21 protein-coding genes are annotated in these 21,679 nt (G+C 55.6%); 15 read left to right on the top strand and 6 right to left on the bottom strand.

What is annotated here, in order from left to right:
- Positions 1-2: 2 nt before the first annotated feature.
- A complete protein-coding gene (locus ABY734_RS04090) occupies positions 3-2,330 on the bottom strand; it encodes a DNA translocase FtsK (RefSeq protein ID WP_372777706.1) in 2,328 nt (775 codons plus the stop codon).
- Positions 2,331-2,495: 165 nt separating this feature from the next.
- Here ABY734_RS04090 and trxB point away from each other — a divergent pair, with 165 nt between their 5' ends.
- From trxB to infA, 4 genes are all read left to right on the top strand, one after another.
- Positions 2,496-3,443 carry a thioredoxin-disulfide reductase gene (gene trxB / locus ABY734_RS04085; RefSeq protein WP_372777705.1) on the top strand — a complete coding sequence of 316 codons (948 nt, stop codon included), beginning with the start codon at positions 2,496-2,498 and terminating at the stop codon, positions 3,441-3,443.
- Between the two features lie 17 nt (positions 3,444-3,460).
- Positions 3,461-4,156: a leucyl/phenylalanyl-tRNA--protein transferase gene (gene aat, locus ABY734_RS04080; protein WP_372777704.1), complete on the top strand. Its 696-nt coding sequence runs from the start codon at positions 3,461-3,463 to the stop codon at positions 4,154-4,156.
- 19 nt (positions 4,157-4,175) lie between these two features.
- Positions 4,176-4,883, top strand: coding sequence for an arginyltransferase (locus tag ABY734_RS04075; protein ID WP_372777703.1), 708 nt, complete (start codon positions 4,176-4,178; stop codon positions 4,881-4,883).
- Between the two features lie 152 nt (positions 4,884-5,035).
- On the top strand, positions 5,036-5,254 hold the full coding sequence (gene infA / locus ABY734_RS04070) for a translation initiation factor IF-1 (protein WP_183409099.1): 219 nt from the start codon (positions 5,036-5,038) through the stop codon (positions 5,252-5,254).
- 16 nt (positions 5,255-5,270) lie between these two features.
- Here the strand turns inward: infA and clpA are convergent, their stop codons facing one another.
- Together clpA and clpS are read right to left on the bottom strand one after the other, a co-directional pair.
- Positions 5,271-7,544, bottom strand: coding sequence for an ATP-dependent Clp protease ATP-binding subunit ClpA (clpA, locus tag ABY734_RS04065; protein ID WP_372777702.1), 2,274 nt, complete (start codon positions 7,542-7,544; stop codon positions 5,271-5,273).
- Between the two features lie 15 nt (positions 7,545-7,559).
- Positions 7,560-7,946 carry an ATP-dependent Clp protease adapter ClpS gene (gene clpS / locus ABY734_RS04060; RefSeq protein WP_372777701.1) on the bottom strand — a complete coding sequence of 129 codons (387 nt, stop codon included), beginning with the start codon at positions 7,944-7,946 and terminating at the stop codon, positions 7,560-7,562.
- Positions 7,947-8,144: 198 nt separating this feature from the next.
- Between clpS and cspD the strand changes: the two genes are divergently transcribed.
- Entirely contained in the window at positions 8,145-8,378 is a 234-nt protein-coding gene (cspD, locus tag ABY734_RS04055; RefSeq protein WP_372777700.1) for a cold shock domain-containing protein CspD, read from the top strand.
- Between the two features lie 74 nt (positions 8,379-8,452).
- Here cspD and icd read toward each other — a convergent pair whose 3' ends face one another.
- A complete protein-coding gene (gene icd, locus ABY734_RS04050) occupies positions 8,453-9,709 on the bottom strand; it encodes an NADP-dependent isocitrate dehydrogenase (RefSeq protein WP_372777698.1) in 1,257 nt (418 codons plus the stop codon).
- 127 nt (positions 9,710-9,836) lie between these two features.
- On the opposite strand from icd, the gene ABY734_RS04045 reads away from it, so the two are divergent.
- The 8 genes from ABY734_RS04045 (at position 9,837) to ABY734_RS04010 (ending at position 17,012) form a co-directional block, all read left to right on the top strand.
- Positions 9,837-10,430 (top strand): pseudouridine synthase, encoded by a 594-nt coding sequence (locus ABY734_RS04045; RefSeq protein WP_372777696.1) that lies wholly within the window; start codon positions 9,837-9,839, stop codon positions 10,428-10,430.
- A gap of 39 nt (positions 10,431-10,469) precedes the next feature.
- On the top strand, positions 10,470-10,919 hold the full coding sequence (locus tag ABY734_RS04040) for an NUDIX hydrolase (RefSeq protein ID WP_372777695.1): 450 nt from the start codon (positions 10,470-10,472) through the stop codon (positions 10,917-10,919).
- A complete protein-coding gene (gene mnmA, locus ABY734_RS04035; RefSeq protein WP_372777694.1) occupies positions 10,916-12,031 on the top strand; it encodes a tRNA 2-thiouridine(34) synthase MnmA in 1,116 nt (371 codons plus the stop codon). Before ABY734_RS04040 ends, mnmA begins: the two co-directional genes overlap by 4 nt.
- Positions 12,028-12,663 carry a high frequency lysogenization protein HflD gene (gene hflD / locus ABY734_RS04030; RefSeq protein WP_372777693.1) on the top strand — a complete coding sequence of 212 codons (636 nt, stop codon included), beginning with the start codon at positions 12,028-12,030 and terminating at the stop codon, positions 12,661-12,663. The genes mnmA and hflD overlap by 4 nt, the downstream gene beginning before the upstream one ends.
- Before the next feature lie 64 nt (positions 12,664-12,727).
- Positions 12,728-14,092, top strand: coding sequence for an adenylosuccinate lyase (purB, locus tag ABY734_RS04025; RefSeq protein ID WP_372777692.1), 1,365 nt, complete (start codon positions 12,728-12,730; stop codon positions 14,090-14,092).
- Positions 14,092-15,213: a cupin domain-containing protein gene (locus tag ABY734_RS04020; RefSeq protein ID WP_372777691.1), complete on the top strand. Its 1,122-nt coding sequence runs from the start codon at positions 14,092-14,094 to the stop codon at positions 15,211-15,213. The genes purB and ABY734_RS04020 overlap by 1 nt, the downstream gene beginning before the upstream one ends.
- A 31-nt stretch (positions 15,214-15,244) precedes the next feature.
- A complete protein-coding gene (locus ABY734_RS04015; RefSeq protein WP_372777689.1) occupies positions 15,245-16,153 on the top strand; it encodes a GNAT family N-acetyltransferase in 909 nt (302 codons plus the stop codon).
- A gap of 157 nt (positions 16,154-16,310) precedes the next feature.
- On the top strand, positions 16,311-17,012 hold the full coding sequence (locus ABY734_RS04010; RefSeq protein WP_372777688.1) for a histone: 702 nt from the start codon (positions 16,311-16,313) through the stop codon (positions 17,010-17,012).
- A 60-nt stretch (positions 17,013-17,072) separates the two neighbouring features.
- Here the strand turns inward: ABY734_RS04010 and modC are convergent, their stop codons facing one another.
- Together modC and modB are read right to left on the bottom strand one after the other, a co-directional pair.
- Positions 17,073-18,155, bottom strand: coding sequence for a molybdenum ABC transporter ATP-binding protein (gene modC, locus ABY734_RS04005; RefSeq protein WP_372777687.1), 1,083 nt, complete (start codon positions 18,153-18,155; stop codon positions 17,073-17,075).
- Positions 18,152-18,850, bottom strand: a complete 699-nt coding sequence (gene modB, locus ABY734_RS04000; protein WP_372777686.1) for a molybdate ABC transporter permease subunit — start codon at positions 18,848-18,850, stop codon at positions 18,152-18,154. The genes modC and modB overlap by 4 nt, the downstream gene beginning before the upstream one ends.
- A 357-nt stretch (positions 18,851-19,207) precedes the next feature.
- On the opposite strand from modB, the gene ABY734_RS03995 reads away from it, so the two are divergent.
- Complete coding sequence (locus ABY734_RS03995; RefSeq protein ID WP_372777685.1) at positions 19,208-20,572, top strand: CmpA/NrtA family ABC transporter substrate-binding protein; 1,365 nt, start codon at positions 19,208-19,210, stop codon at positions 20,570-20,572.
- Between the two features lie 87 nt (positions 20,573-20,659).
- Positions 20,660-21,679: an ABC transporter permease gene (locus ABY734_RS03990; protein ID WP_372777684.1), complete on the top strand. Its 1,020-nt coding sequence runs from the start codon at positions 20,660-20,662 to the stop codon at positions 21,677-21,679.

The raw sequence follows: 21,679 nt of genomic DNA, 5'->3' as shown, positions 1-21,679 counted from the left end.
AGTTACTCCACTGGCGGCGGTGCAAGGACTTCACGGGAACCGTTGGTTCCCATTTCGCTGACCACACCGGCGGCTTCCATGGTTTCTATCAGGCGCGCTGCGCGGTTATAGCCGATTCGCAGTTTGCGTTGCACCGACGAAATCGAGGCGCGCCGACTTTGGGTGACAAAGCGCACCGCCTCGTCATAAAGCTCGTCGCCCTCGCCATCTTCATCGTCACCCGAACCGGCGGGGGCGCCGGTATAGGCGTCGATCTGACTGCCCTCTTCCAGCAAGCCCTCAATGTAATCCGGCTGGCCGCGTCGCTGCCAGTCTGCTACCACCCGGTGAACTTCATCGTCGGACACAAAAGCGCCGTGTACCCGCACCGGCAGCCCGCTGCCCGGCGGCAGATAGAGCATGTCACCGTGGCCGAGCAATTGCTCCGCCCCACCCTGATCAAGAATGGTGCGTGAATCGACCTTGGAAGAGACCTGAAAGGCAATCCGGGTCGGCACGTTGGCCTTGATCAAACCGGTAATGACATCCACCGACGGGCGCTGGGTGGCAAGGATCAGATGTATTCCTGCGGCCCGGGCTTTTTGGGCAATACGGGCAATCAGTTCTTCAACTTTCTTGCCGACAATCATCATCATGTCGGCAAATTCATCGATCACCACAACGATGGCCGGCAAGGGTGTCAGCTCTGGCGCCTCTGGCTCATTTTCCCCGGCTATAAACTCGTCTCCGGGAACCCAGAGCGGATCCTTGATCGGGTTGCCCGAGGTGGCAGCATCGGTAATTTTGCGATTGAAGCCCGCCAGGTTCCGCACGCCCATCGCGGCCATCAATTTATAGCGCCGCTCCATTTCCCCGACACACCAGCGCAAGCCGTTGGCGGCGTCTTTCATGTCGGTGATGACCGGTGCCAGCAAATGCGGTATACCGTCGTACACGGACAGCTCCAGCATTTTCGGGTCGACCAGCATCAGCCGGACTTTATCGGGGCCAGCCTTGTACAGCAGGCTGATCAGCATGGCATTGACCCCGACCGACTTACCGGAACCGGTGGTACCGGCAACCAGCAGGTGGGGCATTTTGGCCAGATCGGCAACCACCGGCTCACCGGAGATGTCATGACCGAGTGCCAAAGTCAGTGCCGATTTGTTGTCGTCATAAGCTTTGGATGCAAGCACCTCGCGGAAGTTCACCACCTCCCGATCTTCGTTCGGGATTTCAATGCCGACATAGGGCTTGCCGGGAATGACCTCCACCACCCGCACACTGATAACCGCCAGCGAGCGCGCCAGATCTTTGGCCAGATTACTGATCTTGCTGACTTTTACACCCGCATCGGGCTCGATCTCAAAGCGGGTAATCACCGGCCCGGGATAAACCGCTACCACTTTTGCGATAACGCCAAAGTCTGCCAGCTTCAATTCCAGCAAACGGGACATGGCTTCAAGCGTTTCTGCGGAAAACCCCTTCTTGTTGTGATGATCCGCCTCGTCCAGCAGTTCCAGCGGCGGGACCTCGCCAGTGACCGGAGTATCAAACAGGGATTTCTGCCGCTCTTTTTCCACCCGCTTGCTGGGTTGCGGCGCTTTCGGCGCGGGCGCCTCGATTTTGGGTGGAATCCGGTCTTTCTGCTTGGCGATCTGCTTGACCACGGCCTCGCGGCGCTGATTCTGCACTGCCTTGATGTTCTTGCGCTCTTTCGCCCAGTGGCGAAGCTGTTCGATTCTGTCGCGAATCAGATCCCAGCCCCGCAAGGTCAAAGCTCCGGTTTTATCCATCAGGGCGAGCCAGGACAGATCGGTAAAGATCGTCAGACCAAACAGAAGGATGGCGAACAACACTAGCCGCGCGCCGATTACGCTGAACGCGTCAACTGAAGCCCCGCCTACAGCGTCGCCCAAAATACCGCCAGCCCCGAACGGGATCTCGGTCTGCAACGCACTGATGGAAGCCAGCGCGGTGCTGGCCATCATCACCAGAATAAAACCGACAAACCTCAGGCTGAGTACCACCGGGTCGATGGGCTGAGCACTACCGCGCGCGCGGAAAATCCGCACCGCCTGAAAGCCCAGCATCATGGGAAAGAGGTAGGCCATATAACCGAACAGGGCGTAAAACACATCCGCGAACCAGGCTCCCACAGGGCCCACCGCATTGTTGATGGGGCCGCCACTTCCGGTTCGGGACCAACCCGGGTCGCTGGCGCTGTAGGTACTTAGAGCGAGCAGAAGGAACAGAAAAATCGCGCCAAAGGCGATCAGAGCGCCCTCTCTAAGCCGCAGCGAGAGTTTCTCGCGGGCGTCACCGTCTCTACGTTGAGCTGCTTTATTCAAATGTTTCTCAACCCGTTCTTTTAATTTCAAAAAGTGCCCCCATCTTATCATTCATACGGCGCTTTTGCGTCATGGAATAGCTTTTGCTGGTCACCGCCTTTTCCCCTATTATGTGCGACCCATCAGCTCAAATTTTCACCCACAGATTGTCAGGACACCTTCACAATGTCAGATGTTAAGCACCACCAACTGATCATTCTCGGCTCAGGCCCCGCCGGCTACACCGCCGCGGTCTATGCGGCCCGCGCCAACCTGTCGCCGGTGGTGATCACCGGCCTGGAGCAAGGTGGGCAATTGACCACCACCACCGACGTCGACAACTGGCCCGGCGACAATGAGGGTGTTCAGGGCCCGGAACTGATGCAGCGCATGCAGAAACATGCCGAGCGCTTTGAGACCGAAGTTATCTTTGACCATATTGAATCCGTTGACTTCTCCCAGCGCCCGCTGCGTCTCAAGGGCAACAGCGAATACAGCTGTGATGCACTGATTATCGCGACCGGCGCCTCCGCCCAGTACCTTGGCCTACCCTCTGAACAGGCATTTATGGGCAAAGGGGTCAGCGCCTGCGCAACCTGCGATGGATTTTTCTACCGCGGCAAAAAAGTCGCCGTCATTGGCGGCGGTAATACGGCCGTAGAAGAAGCCCTGTACCTGTCGAACATTGCCTCAGAGGTGACCTTGGTGCATCGCCGCGATGCTCTGCGTGCCGAAAAGATACTGCAGGACAAACTGTTCGACCGTGAAAAGAACGGCAATATCCGCATTGAGTGGAATCACACCCTCGACGAGGTGCTCGGCGATGACAGCGGTGTCACAGGCATGCGCATCAAGAGCACTGAAAGCGGCGAGACCAAGGATATTGATCTGGCGGGTGTCTTTATTGCCATCGGCCATAAACCCAACACCGATATCTTTGCCGGTCAGCTGGAAATGAAAGACGGTTACCTGATTATCAATTCCGGCACCGAAGGCAATGCCACTCAGACCAGCATGGCCGGCATTTTCGCCGCTGGTGACGTGGCCGATCACGTGTACCGCCAGGCAGTTACCTCGGCCGGTTTTGGCTGCATGGCCGCACTGGACGCTGAAAAGTATCTGGATAATCTCTAAGCCTGCGAGGCAAACCGATGGCCACAATTGACTGGCTGGATCCGGAGAGCCTCGACTTCCCTCCCCTTGCTGCGGCTCTGACGGAACCCAACGGCTTGCTCGCTGTAGGGGGGGACCTCCGTCCGGAGCGCCTCGTCAACGCCTATCGCCACGGCATTTTTCCCTGGTATGAAGATCCGCAACCGCTGTTATGGTGGTCGCCGGACCCCCGGGCCGTGCTGATCCCCGATCAGATTCACGTCTCGCGTTCGCTGGCAAAAGTACTGCGTCGCGACGAATTTCGAGTCAGCTTTGACTGCGCCTTTCGCCGGGTCATCAACGCCTGCGCAACGCTGGATCAAAACCGCACGGGAACCTGGATTACCACCGATATGATGAACGCCTACATCCGCATGTTCGAATTGGGCTGGGCGCATTCGGTAGAGGTCTGGCGAGGTCAGGAACTCGTTGGCGGCCTTTACGGTATCGGGATGGGCAAGGTGTTTTTTGGCGAATCGATGTTCAGCCGTGAAAGCAATGCCTCCAAAATCGCCCTCGTTTCGCTGGGTGAAAAACTGCGCCAACTTGAGGTCGAATTGATCGACTGTCAGGTGGGGAACCCGCACCTTTACCGGATGGGTGCGATCGACATTTCCCGTGCTGAATTCGCGTCCAGACTAGCGGACCTTGCTGATGGCAACCAGCAAAACTGGAGGCTGGCAGAAGCGCGCTGAAATATGCGAAGCTACTGTTATGGCCAGCTTGGAAGATCTAAAGCTCTACCAAACCCATCCTCACGCCTGCAGTTATCTGGAAGGCCAAGAGGCGGTGACGATTTTTGTTGATCCGGAAGCGCGCGTCGATCAGGCGCTGTATTCGCAGCTGTCCCGCAATGGCTTCAGGCGCAGCGGCGAACACCTTTACCGCCCTCACTGCAGTCAGTGCAGCCAGTGCATTCTCACCCGCATTCCCGTAGACCAGTTTAAACCGAATCGCTCACAGCGTCGCAACCTGAAAAACAACCGGGATCTGCACGTGAGCGTCGATGACCGGCCAGACATTGCTCTGGATTACCCGCTTTACGAGCGCTATATCGCTGAACGTCATCGCGACGGCGACATGTTTCCGCCCAGCCTTGAGCAGTTTCAGAGCTTTCTGAGCGCGGAATGGGGGGTAACCCGCTTTGCGCGCTTTTACGAGGGGAATGCGCTGGTTGCCGTTGCGGTATTTGATCTGCTAGACGATGGTCTGTCTGCGGTTTACACCTTCTACGATCCGGCCCGCGAGGCGCGCGGTTTGGGTAAATTTGCCATTCTCTGGCAGGTGGAATACGCCAGAACGGAAAACCTGAGTCACGTCTATCTGGGTTACTGGATCAAGAACTGCGCAAAAATGAACTACAAAATCCAGTATCGCCCACTGCAGCTGCTTATCGATCAGCGCTGGCTGACACTCCGCTAGCCAGGCGCCTCCCTCTCCTGCCAAGTTCTCGCCTTTGCGCCGGGCGCCGATTTAGGGCAAAATGCGCGCAGCCAAAATCGCGTGTTCGAGTCTATTCATTCTTTCGAACAGGCGGCAAACCCATTGTTCAAGTAATTCAGAGGTAGCGCCGAATGGCGAAAGAAGACCAGTTTGAAATGGAAGGGGAAGTGATCGACACCCTGCCAAACACTACCTTCCGTGTGAAGTTGGAAAACGGTCACGTAGTGACGGCTCATATTTCGGGCAAAATGCGCAAGCATTACATCCGCATTCTGACCGGTGACAAGGTCAAAGTTGAACTGACCCCTTACGATCTGACCAAGGGTCGTATCACTTACCGCGCTCGCTGACAGCCCTTGGCGCCTGTCAGTGGACAGGCGCTTCCAACTCCTCGTCCTGTTGGACACTCAAGGTCAGCTCATCGTTCTCCACGGAGACCTGCACTACCCCGCCTCCTGCTGACAGATCACCAAACAAGACCATTTCCGCCAGCGGCTTTTTGATGTTTTCCTGAATGATGCGCGTCATGGGACGTGCGCCCATCAACTTGTCGTAGCCGTGTTCGACCAGCCAGCGGCGGGCATCATCATCTACCTGGATAGTGACCTGCTTGTCATCCAGCTGCGACTGCAGCTCGAACAGGAACTTGTCGACGACCGTCAACACGACCTCTTCCGGCAGCGGATTAAACTGCACGATGCTGTCCAGACGGTTGCGGAACTCCGGTGTGAACAGGCGATTGATTGCTTCCAGTGAATCGGTGCTGTTGTCCTGCTCGGTGAAACCAATAGAACGCTTGCTCATGTTTTCCGCACCGGCGTTGGTGGTCATCACCAGTATCACGTTGCGGAAATCGGCCTTGCGACCGTTGTTGTCGGTCAGCGCACCGTGATCCATCACCTGCAGCAACAGATTGAACAGGTCCGGGTGCGCCTTTTCGATTTCGTCGAGCAATACAACGGAATGTGGCGCCCTAGTCACCGCGTCAGTGAGCAAACCGCCCTGATCAAAGCCGACATAGCCCGGAGGAGCACCGATCAGGCGCGACACTGTGTGGCGTTCCATGTATTCCGACATGTCAAAGCGAATAAGCTCCAGGCCAAGCTGCTGGGCCAACTGCCGGCAGACTTCCGTTTTGCCGACACCCGTGGGACCTGCCAGCAAAAACGAGCCAATCGGCTTTTGCGGTTCCTTGAGGCCGGCGCGGGCCAGCTTGATGGCCGCTGACAAGGTGGAGATCGCCTGATCCTGACCGAATACCACCATTTTCAGATTGTCTTCCAGCTTGGCCAGCGTCTGCTTGTCATCTTTGGACACCGATTTCGGGGGAATCCGGGCAATCTTGGCGACAACAGCTTCAATGTCTTCGACATCCAGTACCGTCTTGCGGTCATCACCCTTTTGCAGACGCTGAAAGGCGCCCGCCTCGTCGATCACGTCGATGGCTTTGTCCGGCAGAAAACGGTCATTGATGTAGCGCGCCGCCAGCTCGGCAGCAGCTTTCAGAGCGGCGTCGGTATACTGCAGCTCGTGGAAGGCTTCAAAGCGCGACTTGAGCCCCTTCAATATGCCGTGGGCCTCGTCGACTGAAGGCTCAAGCACATCGATTTTCTGGAAACGACGGCTCAAGGCCCGATCTTTCTCGAATATACCGCGGTATTCCTGAAAGGTTGTTGAGCCTATGCAGCGCATTTGGCCCGAGGCCAGCAGGGGCTTGAGCAGGTTGGACGCGTCCATCACGCCGCCCGACGCGGCACCTGCACCGATGATGGTGTGGATTTCGTCGATAAACAGAATCGCGCCTTCGCGCTTTTTAAGGTCGGCAAGCAGGCCCTTAAAGCGCTTTTCAAAATCACCCCGGTATTTGGTGCCGGCTAACAGCGCCCCCAGGTCCAGGGAGTAAACCACACTCTCCTTGAGAATATCGGGGACGTCGCCCTCGACAATCAGCTTGGCCAGGCCCTCGGCAATGGCGGTTTTACCCACACCGCTTTCGCCCACCAGCAAGGGATTGTTCTTGCGACGCCGCGACAGAATCTGGGCAACGCGGGTCACTTCGTCCATGCGACCAACCAGCGGGTCTATGCGCCCGGCCTCGGCTTCTTCATTGAGGTTGACGGCAAACTGGTCGAGCGGCCGGTCTGACTGCGCCTCTGCGCCTTCCTCGTCGGATTTGGGAGCAGCCGAGCCGGGTTCGTCATCGGACACCCGGGATATACCGTGGGTGATGTAATTCACGATATCCAGACGGGCAATATTTTGTTGCTTGAGAAAATAAACCGCCTGGCTTTCCTGCTCGCTGAAAATAGCGACCAGAACATTGGCACCGGTCACTTCCTGCTTGCCGCTGGACTGGACATGGAACACGGCCCGCTGCAGCACTCGCTGGAAGCCCAGCGTGGGCTGAGTTTCGCGGTCCATTTGCTCGGAAGCGATCAGCGGCGTGGTCGCCTCTATGAACTCACTCAGGTCGAAGCGCAGTTGAGCAATATCTGCTCCGCAGGCTACCAACACCTTGTTAGCCGAATCGTTGTCAATCAACGCCAGCAACAGGTGTTCAACGGTCATGAATTCATGACCTTTGGTGCGGGCTTCCTTAAAGGCTTGGCCTAGTGTTGCTTCCAGATCTCTGCTCAGCATATTGCCCTGTACCTCTTAGTCGCTATCGCTGCTTTCTTCAATTTCCGCTAACAGCGGGTGCTCATTGTCCCTGGAATATTGATTCACCTGCGCAGCTTTAGTTTCAGCTATATCACGAGTATAGATGCCACAGACGCCTTTGCCCTGTGTGTGCACCGTCAACATTATGTGAGTCGCAGTATGCCGGTCCTTGTTAAAAAACTTCTGCAATACCTCAACCACAAACTCCATGGGGGTGTAGTCGTCGTTTATCAAAACCACTTTGTACAGTGGCGGCGACTTTACCTCCGGTTCAGCTTCTTGAACTGACAGACCGCCGCTATGGCGGTCCTCGTCCTCATTACCCTGGCCCGAGGAGACCCGAAACGCAGCGCTTGAGCCCTTTATACGTAAATATTGCATAGTAGATACAGCAATTTTGATATCCGTGAATTTTTGCGAATCGATACTCGGGCGTATTGACTGCCCGGCGCTTACCTGTATAAGTTAACTTAACTAAGGCATTGATAGCGAAGAACTTCTATAACAATCAGCTGCTGTAGTGCCTTAGTGAGCACAGGGATTTGCAGTATATCAAAAACGCATTATGGAAAAGACCTTATGAATACTGGCGTAGTCAAGTGGTTCAATAATGCCAAGGGGTACGGCTTTGTGGTAACCGAAAACTCCGAAGAGGATATTTTCGTTCACTACAGCGCCATAGACATGGAAGGCTACAAAACGCTTAAAGCCGGCCAGAGTGTCCAGTTCGATTTGGAACAGGGCCCCAAAGGCGTGCACGCAACCAATATCCGCTGCCTGGAAGCTGCGCAGAAAAAAAGCGAAGTTGCTTGAACGCCTGACTCGGCGCCGCGCATACTCCGCTTTTCTAAAGAACGCGCAGCTTTATGCTGCGCGCAGGGTTTGTATTAACCCATATTACTGATAACAGCCTTTCCGAACTCGGAACACTTCATCAGCTTTGCACCATCCATCAGGCGTTCAAAGTCGTAAGTGACTGTTTTCGCCTGAATGGCGCCGTTCATACCGTCGATGATCAGGTCAGCGGCTTCATTCCAGCCCAAGTGACGCAGCATCATTTCCGCAGACAGCACCAGTGAACCCGGGTTGACCTTGTCCTGACCGGCGTACTTCGGCGCGGTGCCGTGAGTCGCTTCGAACAGGGCCACGTTGTCGCTCAGGTTGGCACCTGGCGCAATACCAATACCACCGACCTGCGCCGCCAGGGCGTCGGACAGGTAGTCACCGTTCAGGTTCAGGGTAGCAATGACGCTGTACTCATCCGGGCGCAGCAGAACTTGCTGCAGCATGGCGTCAGCGATCACGTCCTTGATGATGATTTCATTGCCGGTGTTCGGATTCTTCATCTTCATCCAGGGGCCGCCGTCGAGCAGTTCGGCGCCAAACTCTTCACCGGCCAGCTCGTAACCCCAGTTCTTGAAGGCACCTTCGGTGAACTTCATGATGTTGCCTTTGTGCACCAGGGTCACTGAAGGCAGATCCTGATCAACCGCGTACTGAATGGCCTTGCGCACCAGACGCTTGGTGCCTTCTTCAGATACCGGTTTCACACCGATGCCAACTTCTTGAGGGAAGCGGATTTTGGTAACACCCATCTCTTCCTGCAGGAATTTAACGACCTTGTCGGCCTCTTCGGTGCCCGCTTGCCACTCGATACCGGCATAGATGTCTTCGGAGTTCTCACGGAAGATAACCATGTTGGTTTTGCCGGGCTCTTTAACCGGTGAAGGCACGCCTTCAAACCAGCGAACCGGGCGCTGGCAGACATAGAGGTCCAGCTCCTGACGCAGCGCCACGTTCAGCGAGCGGAAACCGCCGCCTACGGGTGTTGTCAGCGGGCCTTTAATGGCGACAACGTATTCTTTGATTGCGTCCAGCGTTTCAGCCGGAAACCAGTCGCCGTCGTACAGCTCAGCGGCTTTTTCGCCTGTGTAGATTTCCATCCAGCTAATTTTCTTGCTGCCACCGTAGGCTTTTTCAATCGCCGCATCGACAACATCGATCATGACCGGAGTGATATCGACACCGATGCCATCTCCTTCGATAAAAGGAATAATTGGCCGATCGGGGACGTTAAGGGAAAGATCCGCATTCACGGAAATTTTCTCACCCTCTGCAGGCACCTTGATGTGTTGGTATCCCATTCTTGACTCCATGGATTATCTGTTTTTCAGTGAGGCCTTTGGTATGCCGGTAGGCAAAAGGCGACGTATCATATCAATTTATAGTGACTATTTCCTGTCTAATTAATGAGCAACCCTGAGCCACGCCATGAGTAAGCTAATACTGTTCAACAAGCCGTATCAGGTGCTCTGCCAGTTCCGCGCCAACGACGAGCGCCAAACACTGGCAGATTACATCCACGCACCTGATGTCTATGCGGCTGGCCGGCTCGACTACGACTCCGAGGGCCTGCTCATTCTGACAGACGATGGCAGGTTACAGACACAGATTAGCCATCCCAAGCACAAATTACCAAAAACCTATCAAGTTCAGGTAGAGGGTGAGGTCGGGGATGAGGCGATTGAACGTCTTCGCGGGGGGATCACCCTGAATGACGGACCCACCCGGCCCTGCCGCGCAAAACGAATACGTCCGCCCAATTTGTGGCCGCGAAACCCGCCGATTCGCGAACGCGCCAATATCCCGACAACCTGGCTGGAGCTCGAAATCAGCGAGGGCCGTAATCGCCAAGTGCGACGCATGACCGCTGCGGTGGGGCACCCTACCCTGCGCCTGGTGCGCATCGCTATCGGCAACTGGCGGCTCGACCAGCTGCAGCCGGGCGAGTTTCGACAGGAACAAGTGCACGCAGCACAAAGCCCTCGGCGACGCCCTACATCCCCTCGGCGTAAACGCGTATAATCGCGCCTTTATTTTTTAATGGTTTACGCAGAGTTCTTCATGACCGATGACCGACCGTGGCACGCCCACGTAACCGTAGCCACCGTGATCGAGCAAAACGGCCGCTTTCTTGTGGTTGAGGAATTCGCCGACGGCAAGCGGGTCATCAATCAGCCCGCCGGGCATCTGGAGCAGGAAGAAAGCCTGACGGAAGCTGCCCGCCGGGAAGTACTTGAGGAAACCGGCTACGATTGCCGCATCGACGGCGTGGTCGGCACTACGCTTTATAAGGCGGCCAACGGGGTAACTTATTACCGAACCAGCTTCTTCGGTACCGCAGAGCAGCAGCGACCCGACGCCCAACTCGACGAGGGGATTATTCAGCCACTGTGGCTGAGCCGCGAGGAATTGCAGGCACGGGAAGCTGACTTGCGCAGCCATCTGGTACTTGCCACCATCGACCAGTACCTTCAGGGGCATCGCTATCCGCTGGAGCTGATTTACGGATGACGGTCTCACAGAAAGAAAAAGTTATCGTCGGCATGTCCGGCGGCGTCGACTCTTCGGTAACCGCACTGCTTCTGCTGGAACAGGGCTACCAGGTTGAAGGCCTGTTCATGAAGAACTGGGACGAAGACGACGGCACCGAATATTGCACCGCCAAGGAAGACTACGCAGACGCCCAAGCGGTCTGTGACAATATTGGCATCAAACTGCACGGTGCCAACTTTGCCGCCGAATACTGGGACAATGTGTTCGAGCACTTTCTGGACGAATACAAGGCTGGCCGCACCCCGAACCCGGACATCCTCTGCAATCGCGAAATCAAGTTTAAAGCCTTTCTTGACTATGCCCTGATGCTGGGCGCCGACTTGATCGCCACCGGCCACTACGCCCGTCGCGACGCGCAGGGGCGCCTGCTCAAGGGGCTCGATAGCAACAAGGATCAAAGCTATTTTCTGCACGCTGTCAGCAGCCGGGAGTTTGCCAAGACCTTATTTCCGGTCGGCGAACTCGAGAAAGCCGAGGTGCGCGCCATTGCAGAAAAGCACGGCCTGGTCACCCACAACAAAAAAGACAGCACCGGCATCTGTTTTATCGGTGAGCGCCGCTTCAAGGATTTTCTGCAGACCTACCTGCCGGCCCAGCCCGGTGATATTGAAGATCTGGACGGACGTGTTATCGGCTCCCACAGCGGCCTGATGTATCACACCATCGGCCAGCGACAGGGGCTGGGCATCGGCGGCGTGGCGGGTACCGACGACGCGCCCTGGTATGTGGTCGACAAGGACCTGAAACGTAACGTGCTGCTGGTCACCCAGGGAAGCAACCACCCGGCCCTGTTTAAAACAGCGCTGCGCACGGCCAAGCCTCACTGGATTGCCGATATCCCGCAGTTGCCGCTGCGCTGTGCCGCCAAGACCCGCTATCGCCAGCCGGATCAGGCCTGTTCTGTACACCCGGACGAGTCCGGTCTGACAGTGATATTTGATGAGCCTCAGCGCGCCATTACGCCTGGGCAATCAGTGGTGTTTTATCAGGGCGAGGTCTGTCTTGGCGGAACGGTCATTGAGGAAGCATTCAACCACAACAACACCACCGCGGGAGAAGTGCGGGCATGAGCGAACAGGGTCTACGCGAACAGGTTCTGGCACTTGCTGGGGTTTGCCAGAGCGTTGCGCTGGTGGACTCCATCGCCCGCACCGGCAACGCAGAGCCGGCAGCCTTTGAGGCCTGTCTGCGCAGCCTGTTTGCCTTCTCGACTCAATCACCCGCAGAGGCCTATGGCGGCATTGAGAATCTGGAGTTGGGCCTGCGCAAGCTGCACGACCTGCTCAGTGGCACCCGCAGTGCCAGTGACCGGGAAATGGTGCGCTATGTCATTGGCATTACCCATCTGCAGCGCCAGCTGGAAAAACAGCCGGACGCTGGTGCCATCGTGCGCTCAAGGCTGGCTCATGTGGAAAAAGGCATGCAGCTTAATGGGAAAAATATCAATGACTTGTCGTCACCTATTGCTGCAGTTTATAAAGATACAATCAGCAACTTCAAGTTTCGCTTGAAGGTTAATGGCAGCGCCCAGCAGCTGCAGAATGCTCACAATGCCGACCGGATCCGCGCCCTGCTGCTTGCCGGCATTCGCGGCGCTTATCTATGGAAGCAGCTGGGTGGCAGGCGCCGTCATTTTCTGTTCAAGAAAAACCAGATTCTCACCACGCTGCGCGAGATACTGCAGCAGGATATTCCCCACTGACGCGGGCCGCGCTCTGCGGTAGAATTGCGGCCTTTCAAAATCCCCGCACTGCAAGGAAACCTTCATGGACTTGACGGCACTCTCCGCCATTTCTCCCATCGACGGCCGCTACGGCAGCAAAACAGCTGACCTGCGTCCGATTTTCAGTGAATACGGTCTGATCAAATACCGGGTTGAAGTGGAAGTCCGCTGGCTGCAACAACTCGCCAACCATCCCGGCATTCCCGAATTGAAACCGCTGTCCAGCGAAGCCAACGCCCTGCTGGAAACTCTGGTGAGCGGTTTTAACGAGGAACACGCCCAGCGTGTCAAAAGCATTGAGCGCACTACTAACCACGATGTCAAAGCCGTCGAGTACCTGATCAAGGAAACCATTGCCGACAACGCCGAACTGGCCGCCGGCAGCGAGTTTGTGCACTTTGCCTGCACCTCGGAAGATATCAACAACCTGTCTCACGCCCTGATGCTGAAAGCCGGGCGCGACTATGTGGTTGCCAAGGCACAAACCATCATCGATGCCTTGGTGAAACTGGCTCATGAACTGGCCGAGGTACCGATGTTGTCGCGCACACACGGCCAATCCGCCAGCCCGACTACCATGGGCAAGGAAATTGCTAATGTGGTGGCGCGACTGCGCCGTCAGCTCGATGCCATCAAACAGGTTGAACTCCTAGGTAAAATCAACGGCGCCGTGGGCAACTATAACGCCCATATTTCGGCCTACCCCGATCTGGACTGGGCAGCTAATGCGCAAAGCTTTGTAGAGTCACTGGGCCTGACCTGGAACCCCTACACCACCCAGATCGAACCCCACGACTACATCGCTGAGCTGTTTGACGCGATTGCCCGCTTTAACACCATCCTGATCGACTTTGATCGGGATATCTGGGGCTATATCTCGCTCGGTTACTTCAAGCAGCGAACCGTAGAAGGCGAAGTGGGTTCTTCGACCATGCCGCACAAGGTCAACCCTATCGACTTTGAGAACTCTGAAGGCAACCTCGGTATAGCCAATGCGATTCTGGGTCACCTATCGAGCAAGCTGCCGGTGTCCCGCTGGCAGCGCGACCTGACCGACTCCACTGTACTGCGCAATATGGGTGTAGGCATGGCTTACAGCCTGATCGCCTATGAAGCGAGCCTGAAAGGCATCGGTAAACTCCAGATCAACACCGCTCGCATCAGCGAAGACCTGGATGCGGCCTGGGAAGTCCTGGCCGAACCGATTCAAACCGTGATGCGTCGCTATAGCGTCGAGCAGGCCTACGAAAAGCTGAAAGCCCTGACCCGTGGGCATACCATCGATCAGGCAGCTATTCAGGCCTTTGTCGCCACGCTGGATATTCCAGAGCAGGCCAAAGCCGAACTGCAGGCCCTGACCCCGGCCAGTTACATTGGTAACGCAGCCGCCCAGGCGCGCGCCATTTAATGGCCCTGGCCGGGTTCGACGCCGCAGACTTTCTGCGCAACTACTGGCAACAGAAGCCCCTGCTGATTCGGCAGGGCTTACCCGGCTATCGCAGTCCTATAGACGGCAATGATCTGGCTGGAATTGCCTGTGAAGAGGATGCCGAAGCACGCCTCGTTTCCGGTAAGGACAGTGTCTGGCAACTGCGCAACGGCCCCTTCGACGAAGAGGATTTTTCAGATCTTCCCGCCAGTCACTGGACCTTACTGGTGCAGCGCGTTGACCATTGGGTCGAAGAAATCGCCGAGCTGATCGGGGAATTTGATTTCTTGCCTCAGTGGCGCATAGAAGATGTCATGGTCAGCTACGCAGTTACCGGCGGCGGTGTCGGCCCCCATTTTGATCGCTATGATGTGTTTCTTATTCAGGGCAGCGGACGGCGCGAGTGGCGAATTGGTCAGCATTGCAGTGAATCTGACAATCTTATGGAAGAGCAACCTCTGCGCTTGCTGCACGACTTTCAGGAACGCGAACGTCACGTGCTCGAGCCTGGCGATATTCTCTACATGCCGCCGGGTGTCGCCCATTGGGGCTCTGCGCTGGACGATGAGTGCATCACCCTGTCGATCGGTTTTCGCGCGCCTTCCCTCAACCAGATTCTCGAGCGCTGGTTCGACACCCTGAGCAGCAAACTGAACGAAGACCAGCGCTATCGCGATATTGAGGCAACCCTGGATGCCGGGCAGCAACTGACTGGCGCCCACATCGACCAACTTCAATCACTACTGAAAGGCCCTCTGAACGATCAGGAAGCCCTGCTGCAAAGTTTTGGCGAGCTTGTTACCGAACCTGCCGGTGACTACCTGCCACAATCTGGCCCCCGCGAAGTACCCGCCGCGGCAGTCGCCCGGGCGCTGGATTCGCGCATGACCCTCTACTGCGGTGAGCCCCGCAACCTGCTGTTCAGCAACGGCATGAGCCTGGCGGTAAAACCGGAAGCCGCCCCCCTGCTCGCTGAAATCTGTGAATGCCCGCCCGGCGGCGTGATAAAGGCGCAACTCTGGACGGCACTGCTGAAAGCCAGCCCACAAGCTGCCAGCTTTCTTCTGTCTACGGGTACGGTATTATCAGATCCGGATTAAACTTTTTTGCTGACAATGTCATTATGTACCCATGAACATAATAGACGCTGAATGGAAAACCCACCGGGATCAACTGCGCGCCGTAAGACACGAAGTCTTTGTCGAAGAACAATCGGTTCCCGAAGATCTGGAGTGGGATGGCAAAGATGATCACGCGTATCACTGGCTGGCCCTGGATGGCGACAAGCCGGTCGGCACCGTGCGCATGTTGGCGGACGGTCATATCGGCCGCATGGCAGTACTAAAGCCCTATCGATCTAAAGGCATTGGCGAAGATCTCCTCGCCCACGCACTACACTGCGCCAAAAAGCTGAACATGCGTGAAGCCTGGCTGCACAGTCAGGAGCAGGCCATTGGCTTTTATGAAAAATTCGGCTTTGTCGCCTACGGCCCGCAATTTATGGACGCAGGCATTCCCCACCAATCGATGCGCTTCCTTCTGCGGCATCAGTCCATTCTCGGGCAAGACAGCGGCCGACAAGCCATAAACGAGCTGTCAGACAGCGCAGTCTCCATGCTAAGCCAGTGCCGTCATCAAGTACGTATTTTCAGCGAATGCCTGAACCCCGCCGCCTACGACAATGAAGCTGTTCGCAATGCACTTTCAGATCTGGCGCGACGGCATAAATCCACTGAAGTCCGTCTGCTGGTGCTGCGCCCGGATCTTCTCGCATCGACCGGTCACCGCCTGGTGGAATTGCATCGTCGCCTGAATTCCTCCATTCAACTGCGGGTACTGGCGGAAGAACAAGCCGGCAAAGTCGATGAAGAATTTTTGGTCGCCGATCATTGTGGCTTGATAGTCTCACTGCGCCATACTCCGGGAACACACTGGGCAGATTTCAACAACCGTCCGCTGGCTCAAAACTACACACTGCAATTTGATCAGCTCTGGCATCAAGCGAAGGAGGATGTTCGGTTTCGCCGCCTCAGCCTATAAGCCTTCCAGCATTAAAAAAAAAACCAAAGCAAATACCTTCTCGCCCGGCATTGCAAAATACCCAACAATTTTCACTCAGTTTCTGCAACACATCTTTTAATTTTATTTTAATTCCTGTTTAATGCGCGCAGTTTTTATGCAATAAGGATTGTGTTATATGCCGCGCACTAAAAAAGCCCCAGCCAAAAAAGCCATCAGCAAGAAAGCACCTGCCAAAAAAGTTACCGCAAAAAAAGTTACCGCAAAAAAATCTCCAGCTAAAACAACCAAGCGCGTCGTTGCCAACAAAACGTCGGCCGCTAAAACCTCTGAAGTCATCAAACTGGTTGCCAATCTCGAAAAGGAGCTTGCATCGGTTGAAGCGCAACTGGACAAACTCCAGGCCAAAGTTGGCAAAAGCGAAGCCAAACAGTTAAAAGCTGCCGAAACCCTGAAAGCTAAGCGTAATGCCGCCAAGGATAAACCGACTGCAGCCAAAAAAGCCGCGGTAGAAAAAGCCCGTGCGGCCGTCTCCGCCGCCCGCGAAGAAGTTCGAGCCAGCAAAAAAGCGGTTGTTGCCAAACGCGCAGAGCTGAAAAAAGCCAAAGCAAAACTCGCCAAGGCAAATACTGCCTCTAAAGTTGTGGCCAACGCTCAAGCGAAACTGGAAAGCAGCACCGCCAAAGCCATCGCCCGCATTCAGGCAAAAGCCGACAAGCAAATTGCCGCATTGCGTAAAAAGGCAGACCGTGAACTGGCCCGCCGCGAGAAAGCTGCGCTTAAGTCTGCCCAAAGCACTCAGCGTCGCAAGCGCAAAGCCAAAGTGGCTGCAGCTCCCGTAGCCGTAGAGACCGAAGCAACCCCCGCTCAGTCCAACTGAGCCAAGGCCCCCGCCTCAACATGCCTTGGGGCGAGGGGCTTGCCCTTCCAACTCAGCCTTCTACCGTAGTACCGCCACCGATTTCAATTGCGCCCAAACGGCCCTTCCCGGCTGAAGTTCCAGCGTATGCACCGAGCGTCGGGTAAGCCTTGCCAGAATGCGGGTCTCACCCAAAACCAGCGTCACCAGCGCCATGGCACTGTCGGCTGTTTCACTGATTGCCTCAACCTGAGCCGGCAAACGATTGACGATGCTGGACGCCCCGGGCTCGTCCAGTGCCAGACTCACATCCCTTGCCAGCACGCGGATCCGCAGGTTTTTTCCCAGATGATCGCCGTTATCGCGAATCCACAGGCTGCCACCGGCAAATTCAACACGAACCAGATGCCAGTCATCATCGCGCTCAAGTACACGAGCCTCCAGAACCACACCCGCCTCATCGTGCTGCGAAAGCGAAATATCGGTACGCGTCAGAACCGCACACAGCGCATCGTTTGCGACAATACGGCCGGCTTCCATAACAACCAGCTGGTCCGCAAGCCGGGCGATTTCATCGAGTGAATGACTGACATACAGTACCGGTGCGCTGAACTCTTCGTGCAAACGTTCAAGGTAAGGCAGTATTTCTTGCCGGCGCCCGGCATCGAGTGCGGACAATGGCTCATCCAGAAGCAGTAAACCGGGGCGTGTTAACAAGGCGCGGGCAATGGCCACGCGCTGCCTTTCACCACCCGACAGAGCATCGGTCGAACGAGACAACAAGGGCCCTATTCCCATCAGGCCGATCACCTGTTGAAGATAGCAGCTGTCTTTGTCACGACTGCGCCGCCAGGCGAATTTCAGGTTTCCTTCGACATTCAAGTGAGAAAAAAGACTCGCCTCCTGAAAAACATAGGCCAGTGAGCGCTGGTGTGTGGGAACAAACTGTCGGTCGTTTTGCCAGACCGTGTCGTTCAGCTTCAGAAAGCCACCGCCAGAGCGATGCAAACCGGCAATACAACGCAACAAGGTAGTTTTTCCCGAGCCGGATGCACCGTAAATCGCTGAAATACCGCGATCGGGCAACTCGAGATCAACCTTTAGCGAAAAGCGGCTGTCGAAGGCCAACTCAAAGCGAGCCTGTAAGCCTGTCCCAGTGCTCACAATCTGAAATCCGCTCGAGCTTGCGGCGCCATTCGGTGTTGCACCGCATACAGCGCAAGCAGCACCAAAAATGAAAAGAGCAGTAGCCCGCCAGAAAGCCGGTGCGCGCCGGCATAGTCGAGCGCTTCCACGTGATCGTAAATCAGTACAGATAAAACACGGGTTTCTTCCGGGATATTGCCGCCAATCATCAGCACCACACCGAACTCACCCAGAGTATGGGCAAAGCCCAGCACGGCCGCGGTGATAAAACCGGCCCGGGCCTGCGGCAACAGCACGGTAAAAAATCGATCAACCGGGCCAGCGCCCAGCGTTGCCGCAACTTCCAAAGGCCGCTGGCCCACGGCTTCTATGGCGTTGTGAATCGGTTGCACAACAAAGGGCAGTGAATAGATCATCGAGCCGATAACCAGGCCCTCGAAACTAAAAGCAAGTGAGCCAAGGCCCAGCCCCTGTGTGAGCTGCCCGATAAAGCCCGACGGCCCCATGGCGACAAGCAGGTAAAAACCCAGCACGGTCGGAGGCAACACCAGCGGCAGCGCTACAACAGCAGACACCGGGCCTTTTAACCAGGAACGCGTTCGCGCCAACCAGTAGGCCAGTGGTGTTGCAAACAGTAAAAGTAGAAAGGTCGCGCTGCAGGCAAGTTGCAGTGTTAGCCAGACTGCCTGCCATTCGGATTCCGTTAGCCCCATGGTCTCTCTATTGTGAAATAGCAGTCGGGCAGCGACTGCAAAACCGTTTTTTCCTTAGGAAGCTAGTGTGCGGTATCACCTATACCAACTCAAGATCCGTCGCCCTTGGCGCGCCAAATCAGTGCAAACCACCTGATTCCGAATAGTACCAACAGTGCACTTTTGGCACCAAGCTTGCGCACCGACGCAAAATCCTCTCTTACCAAAATGGCGCAAATGTACCTTACCTCATTGTTTTTTATGCAGTAATCCGGCTTGGCACAGTCGTTGCTGTAGGACATACAAAACCAGCTGGCATTTTATCCGGGCACCAGGACTGCAGCCGAAGGCCCCCACACCAGCATCAAGGAGATTGTTATGTCGTTCAGGTACAAGCAGTGGTTCACGTCGATCGCAGCATCTGTGTTGCTCGGCAGCGCCACGTTTACGCAGGCCGCTGAGCCCGAGAAGGAAGAACTCAAGTTCGGGTTTATCAAACTCACCGATATGGCCCCATTGGCCATCGCTTACGAAAAAGGTTTTTTTGAGGACGAAGGGCTTTACGTAACCCTGGAAGCGCAGGCCAACTGGAAAGTGCTGCTGGATCGTGTCATTGATGGCCAGCTCGATGGCGCACACATGTTGGCTGGGCAGCCTCTAGGCGCGACCATTGGTTTTGGCACTCAGGCCCATATCATTACAGCTTTCAGTATGGACCTGAACGGCAACGGTATAACCGTTTCCAACGACATCTGGGAACAGATGAAACCCCACATTCCCAAGCAGGCTGATGGCAAACCGGTCCATCCGATCAAGGCCGATTATCTCAAGCCTGTGGTTGATAAGTACAAGGCTGAAGGCAAGCCTTTCAAAATGGGAATGGTTTTCCCGGTATCGACGCACAACTACGAGCTGCGTTACTGGCTGGCGGCCGGCGGCATTCACCCGGGCTACTACGCACCGAAAAAAGGTGACACCAGTGGCATGATAAACGCCGATGCCCAACTTTCCGTAACCCCGCCACCGCAAATGCCCTCCACCATGGAGGCAGGCACCATCTACGGTTACTGCGTAGGCGAGCCCTGGAACCAGCAAGCCGTATTCAAAGGCATCGGTGTACCGGTTATCACGGACTACGAAATCTGGAAGGACAATCCTGAAAAAGTCTTTGGCGTGAGCAAGGCCTGGGCTGACAAATACCCGCAAACCCACATTGCGGTGGTCAAAGCCATGATTCGCGCGGCCCAGTGGCTCGACGCCGACAGCAACGCCAATCGGCCTGAAGCGGTGAAGATTCTCTCCAAACCTTATTACGTGGGCGCCGATGCGGAAGTTATCGCGAACTCCATGACCGGCACCTTCGAATATGAAAAAGGCGACAAGCGTCCGGTACCGGATTTCAACGTATTCTTCCGCTATAACGCCACCTACCCTTACTACTCCGATGCAATCTGGTATCTGACCCAGATGCGCCGCTGGGGTCAGATCCCTGACCACAAACCGGACAGCTGGTATATGGAGACCGCCAAGAAAGTATACCGTCCGGATATCTATCGCGCGGCCGCTGAAGAACTGATCGCCGACGGCGTAATGAAAGCCAGCGACTTCCCGGAATTTGCCAAGGAAAGCGGCTTTAAACCGCCACAAAAAGAGTTTATCGACGGCGTCACCTACGACGGCACCAAGCCAAACGATTACCTCAAAAAATTCAACATTGGTCTAAAAGGAAAGGACGAAGTGTGATCTTTCCTCTCGCTTAGAGAGACGGTTGGGGTGAGGCCTGGTGCTTCACCCCAGCTATCGGAAAGAAAGCACGTATAGGGAGACATCATGTTTAAACAAAAAACCATCGGTTTTTTCGAAGTCGCAGGCTTTCGCTGGATGGTTCCGGTGGTCAAACTGGCATTTTGGGAAGAGCCGAAAGAACAATCCCGCCAGCTGGGCAATCTGATTGGTTTACCCCTGCTTGCGATAGCTTTGTTTTTGTTTTTATGGGCTGCAGGCGCCGCCCAGGTCGATACCAGCCTGGGTAAATTGCCGGGGCCAACAGCGGTTCTGGATGCCGGTAAAACCCTGTACGCAGAACATAAAGAAGAGCGCGCCAAACAGGACGCTTTCTATGAGCGTCAGGAAAAACGCAATGCGAAAAAATTGGAGCGCAACCCGGAAGCGACCATCAAGTGGCGCAGCTATACCGGTAACGCGACCTTTATCGACCAGATTTTTACCAGTCTGAAAACGGTTTTCACCGGTTTTATCGTCGCTTCATTAATTGCGGTTCCGGTGGGTATTGCCTGCGGCCTGAGCCCCGGCCTTAACACCGCTATTTCTCCGATTATCCAGATACTCAAACCGGTCTCGCCTCTGGCCTGGCTGCCTATTGTAACCATGGTGGTGAGCGCGGTTTACGTCAGCGATGATCCACTGCTGGCCAAATCCTTTGTCAACTCAGCGATCACCGTCACCCTGTGCTGTATGTGGCCAACCCTGATCAATACTGCGGTGGGCGTGGCCAACATCGATCAGGATCTACTGAATGTGGGACGCGTTATCCGCCTCGGCTGGTTTACCCGGGTGCGAAAAATTGCGATTCCCGCCGCCCTGCCGATGATTTTTACCGGTTTGCGTATTTCACTAGGGATCGGCTGGATGGTGTTGATTGCCGCCGAAATGCTGGCGCAAAACCCCGGGCTGGGAAAATTTGTCTGGGATGAGTTTCAGAACGGCAGCTCGCAGTCACTCGCGCGGATCATGTTTGCTGTGGTCACTATCGGTTTTATCGGCTTTGTACTCGACTGGCTGATGCTGACAGTGCAAAAAGTTATATCCCATGAAGATGTAAAAAGTTGA

Source organism: Litorivivens sp. (assembly GCF_041624475.1).
In the GTDB taxonomy this organism is placed as follows: Bacteria; Pseudomonadota; Gammaproteobacteria; order Pseudomonadales; family Spongiibacteraceae; genus Litorivivens.
Note: the sequence above shows the minus strand (reverse complement) of the source record. Positions and strands in the feature narration are given on the sequence as shown.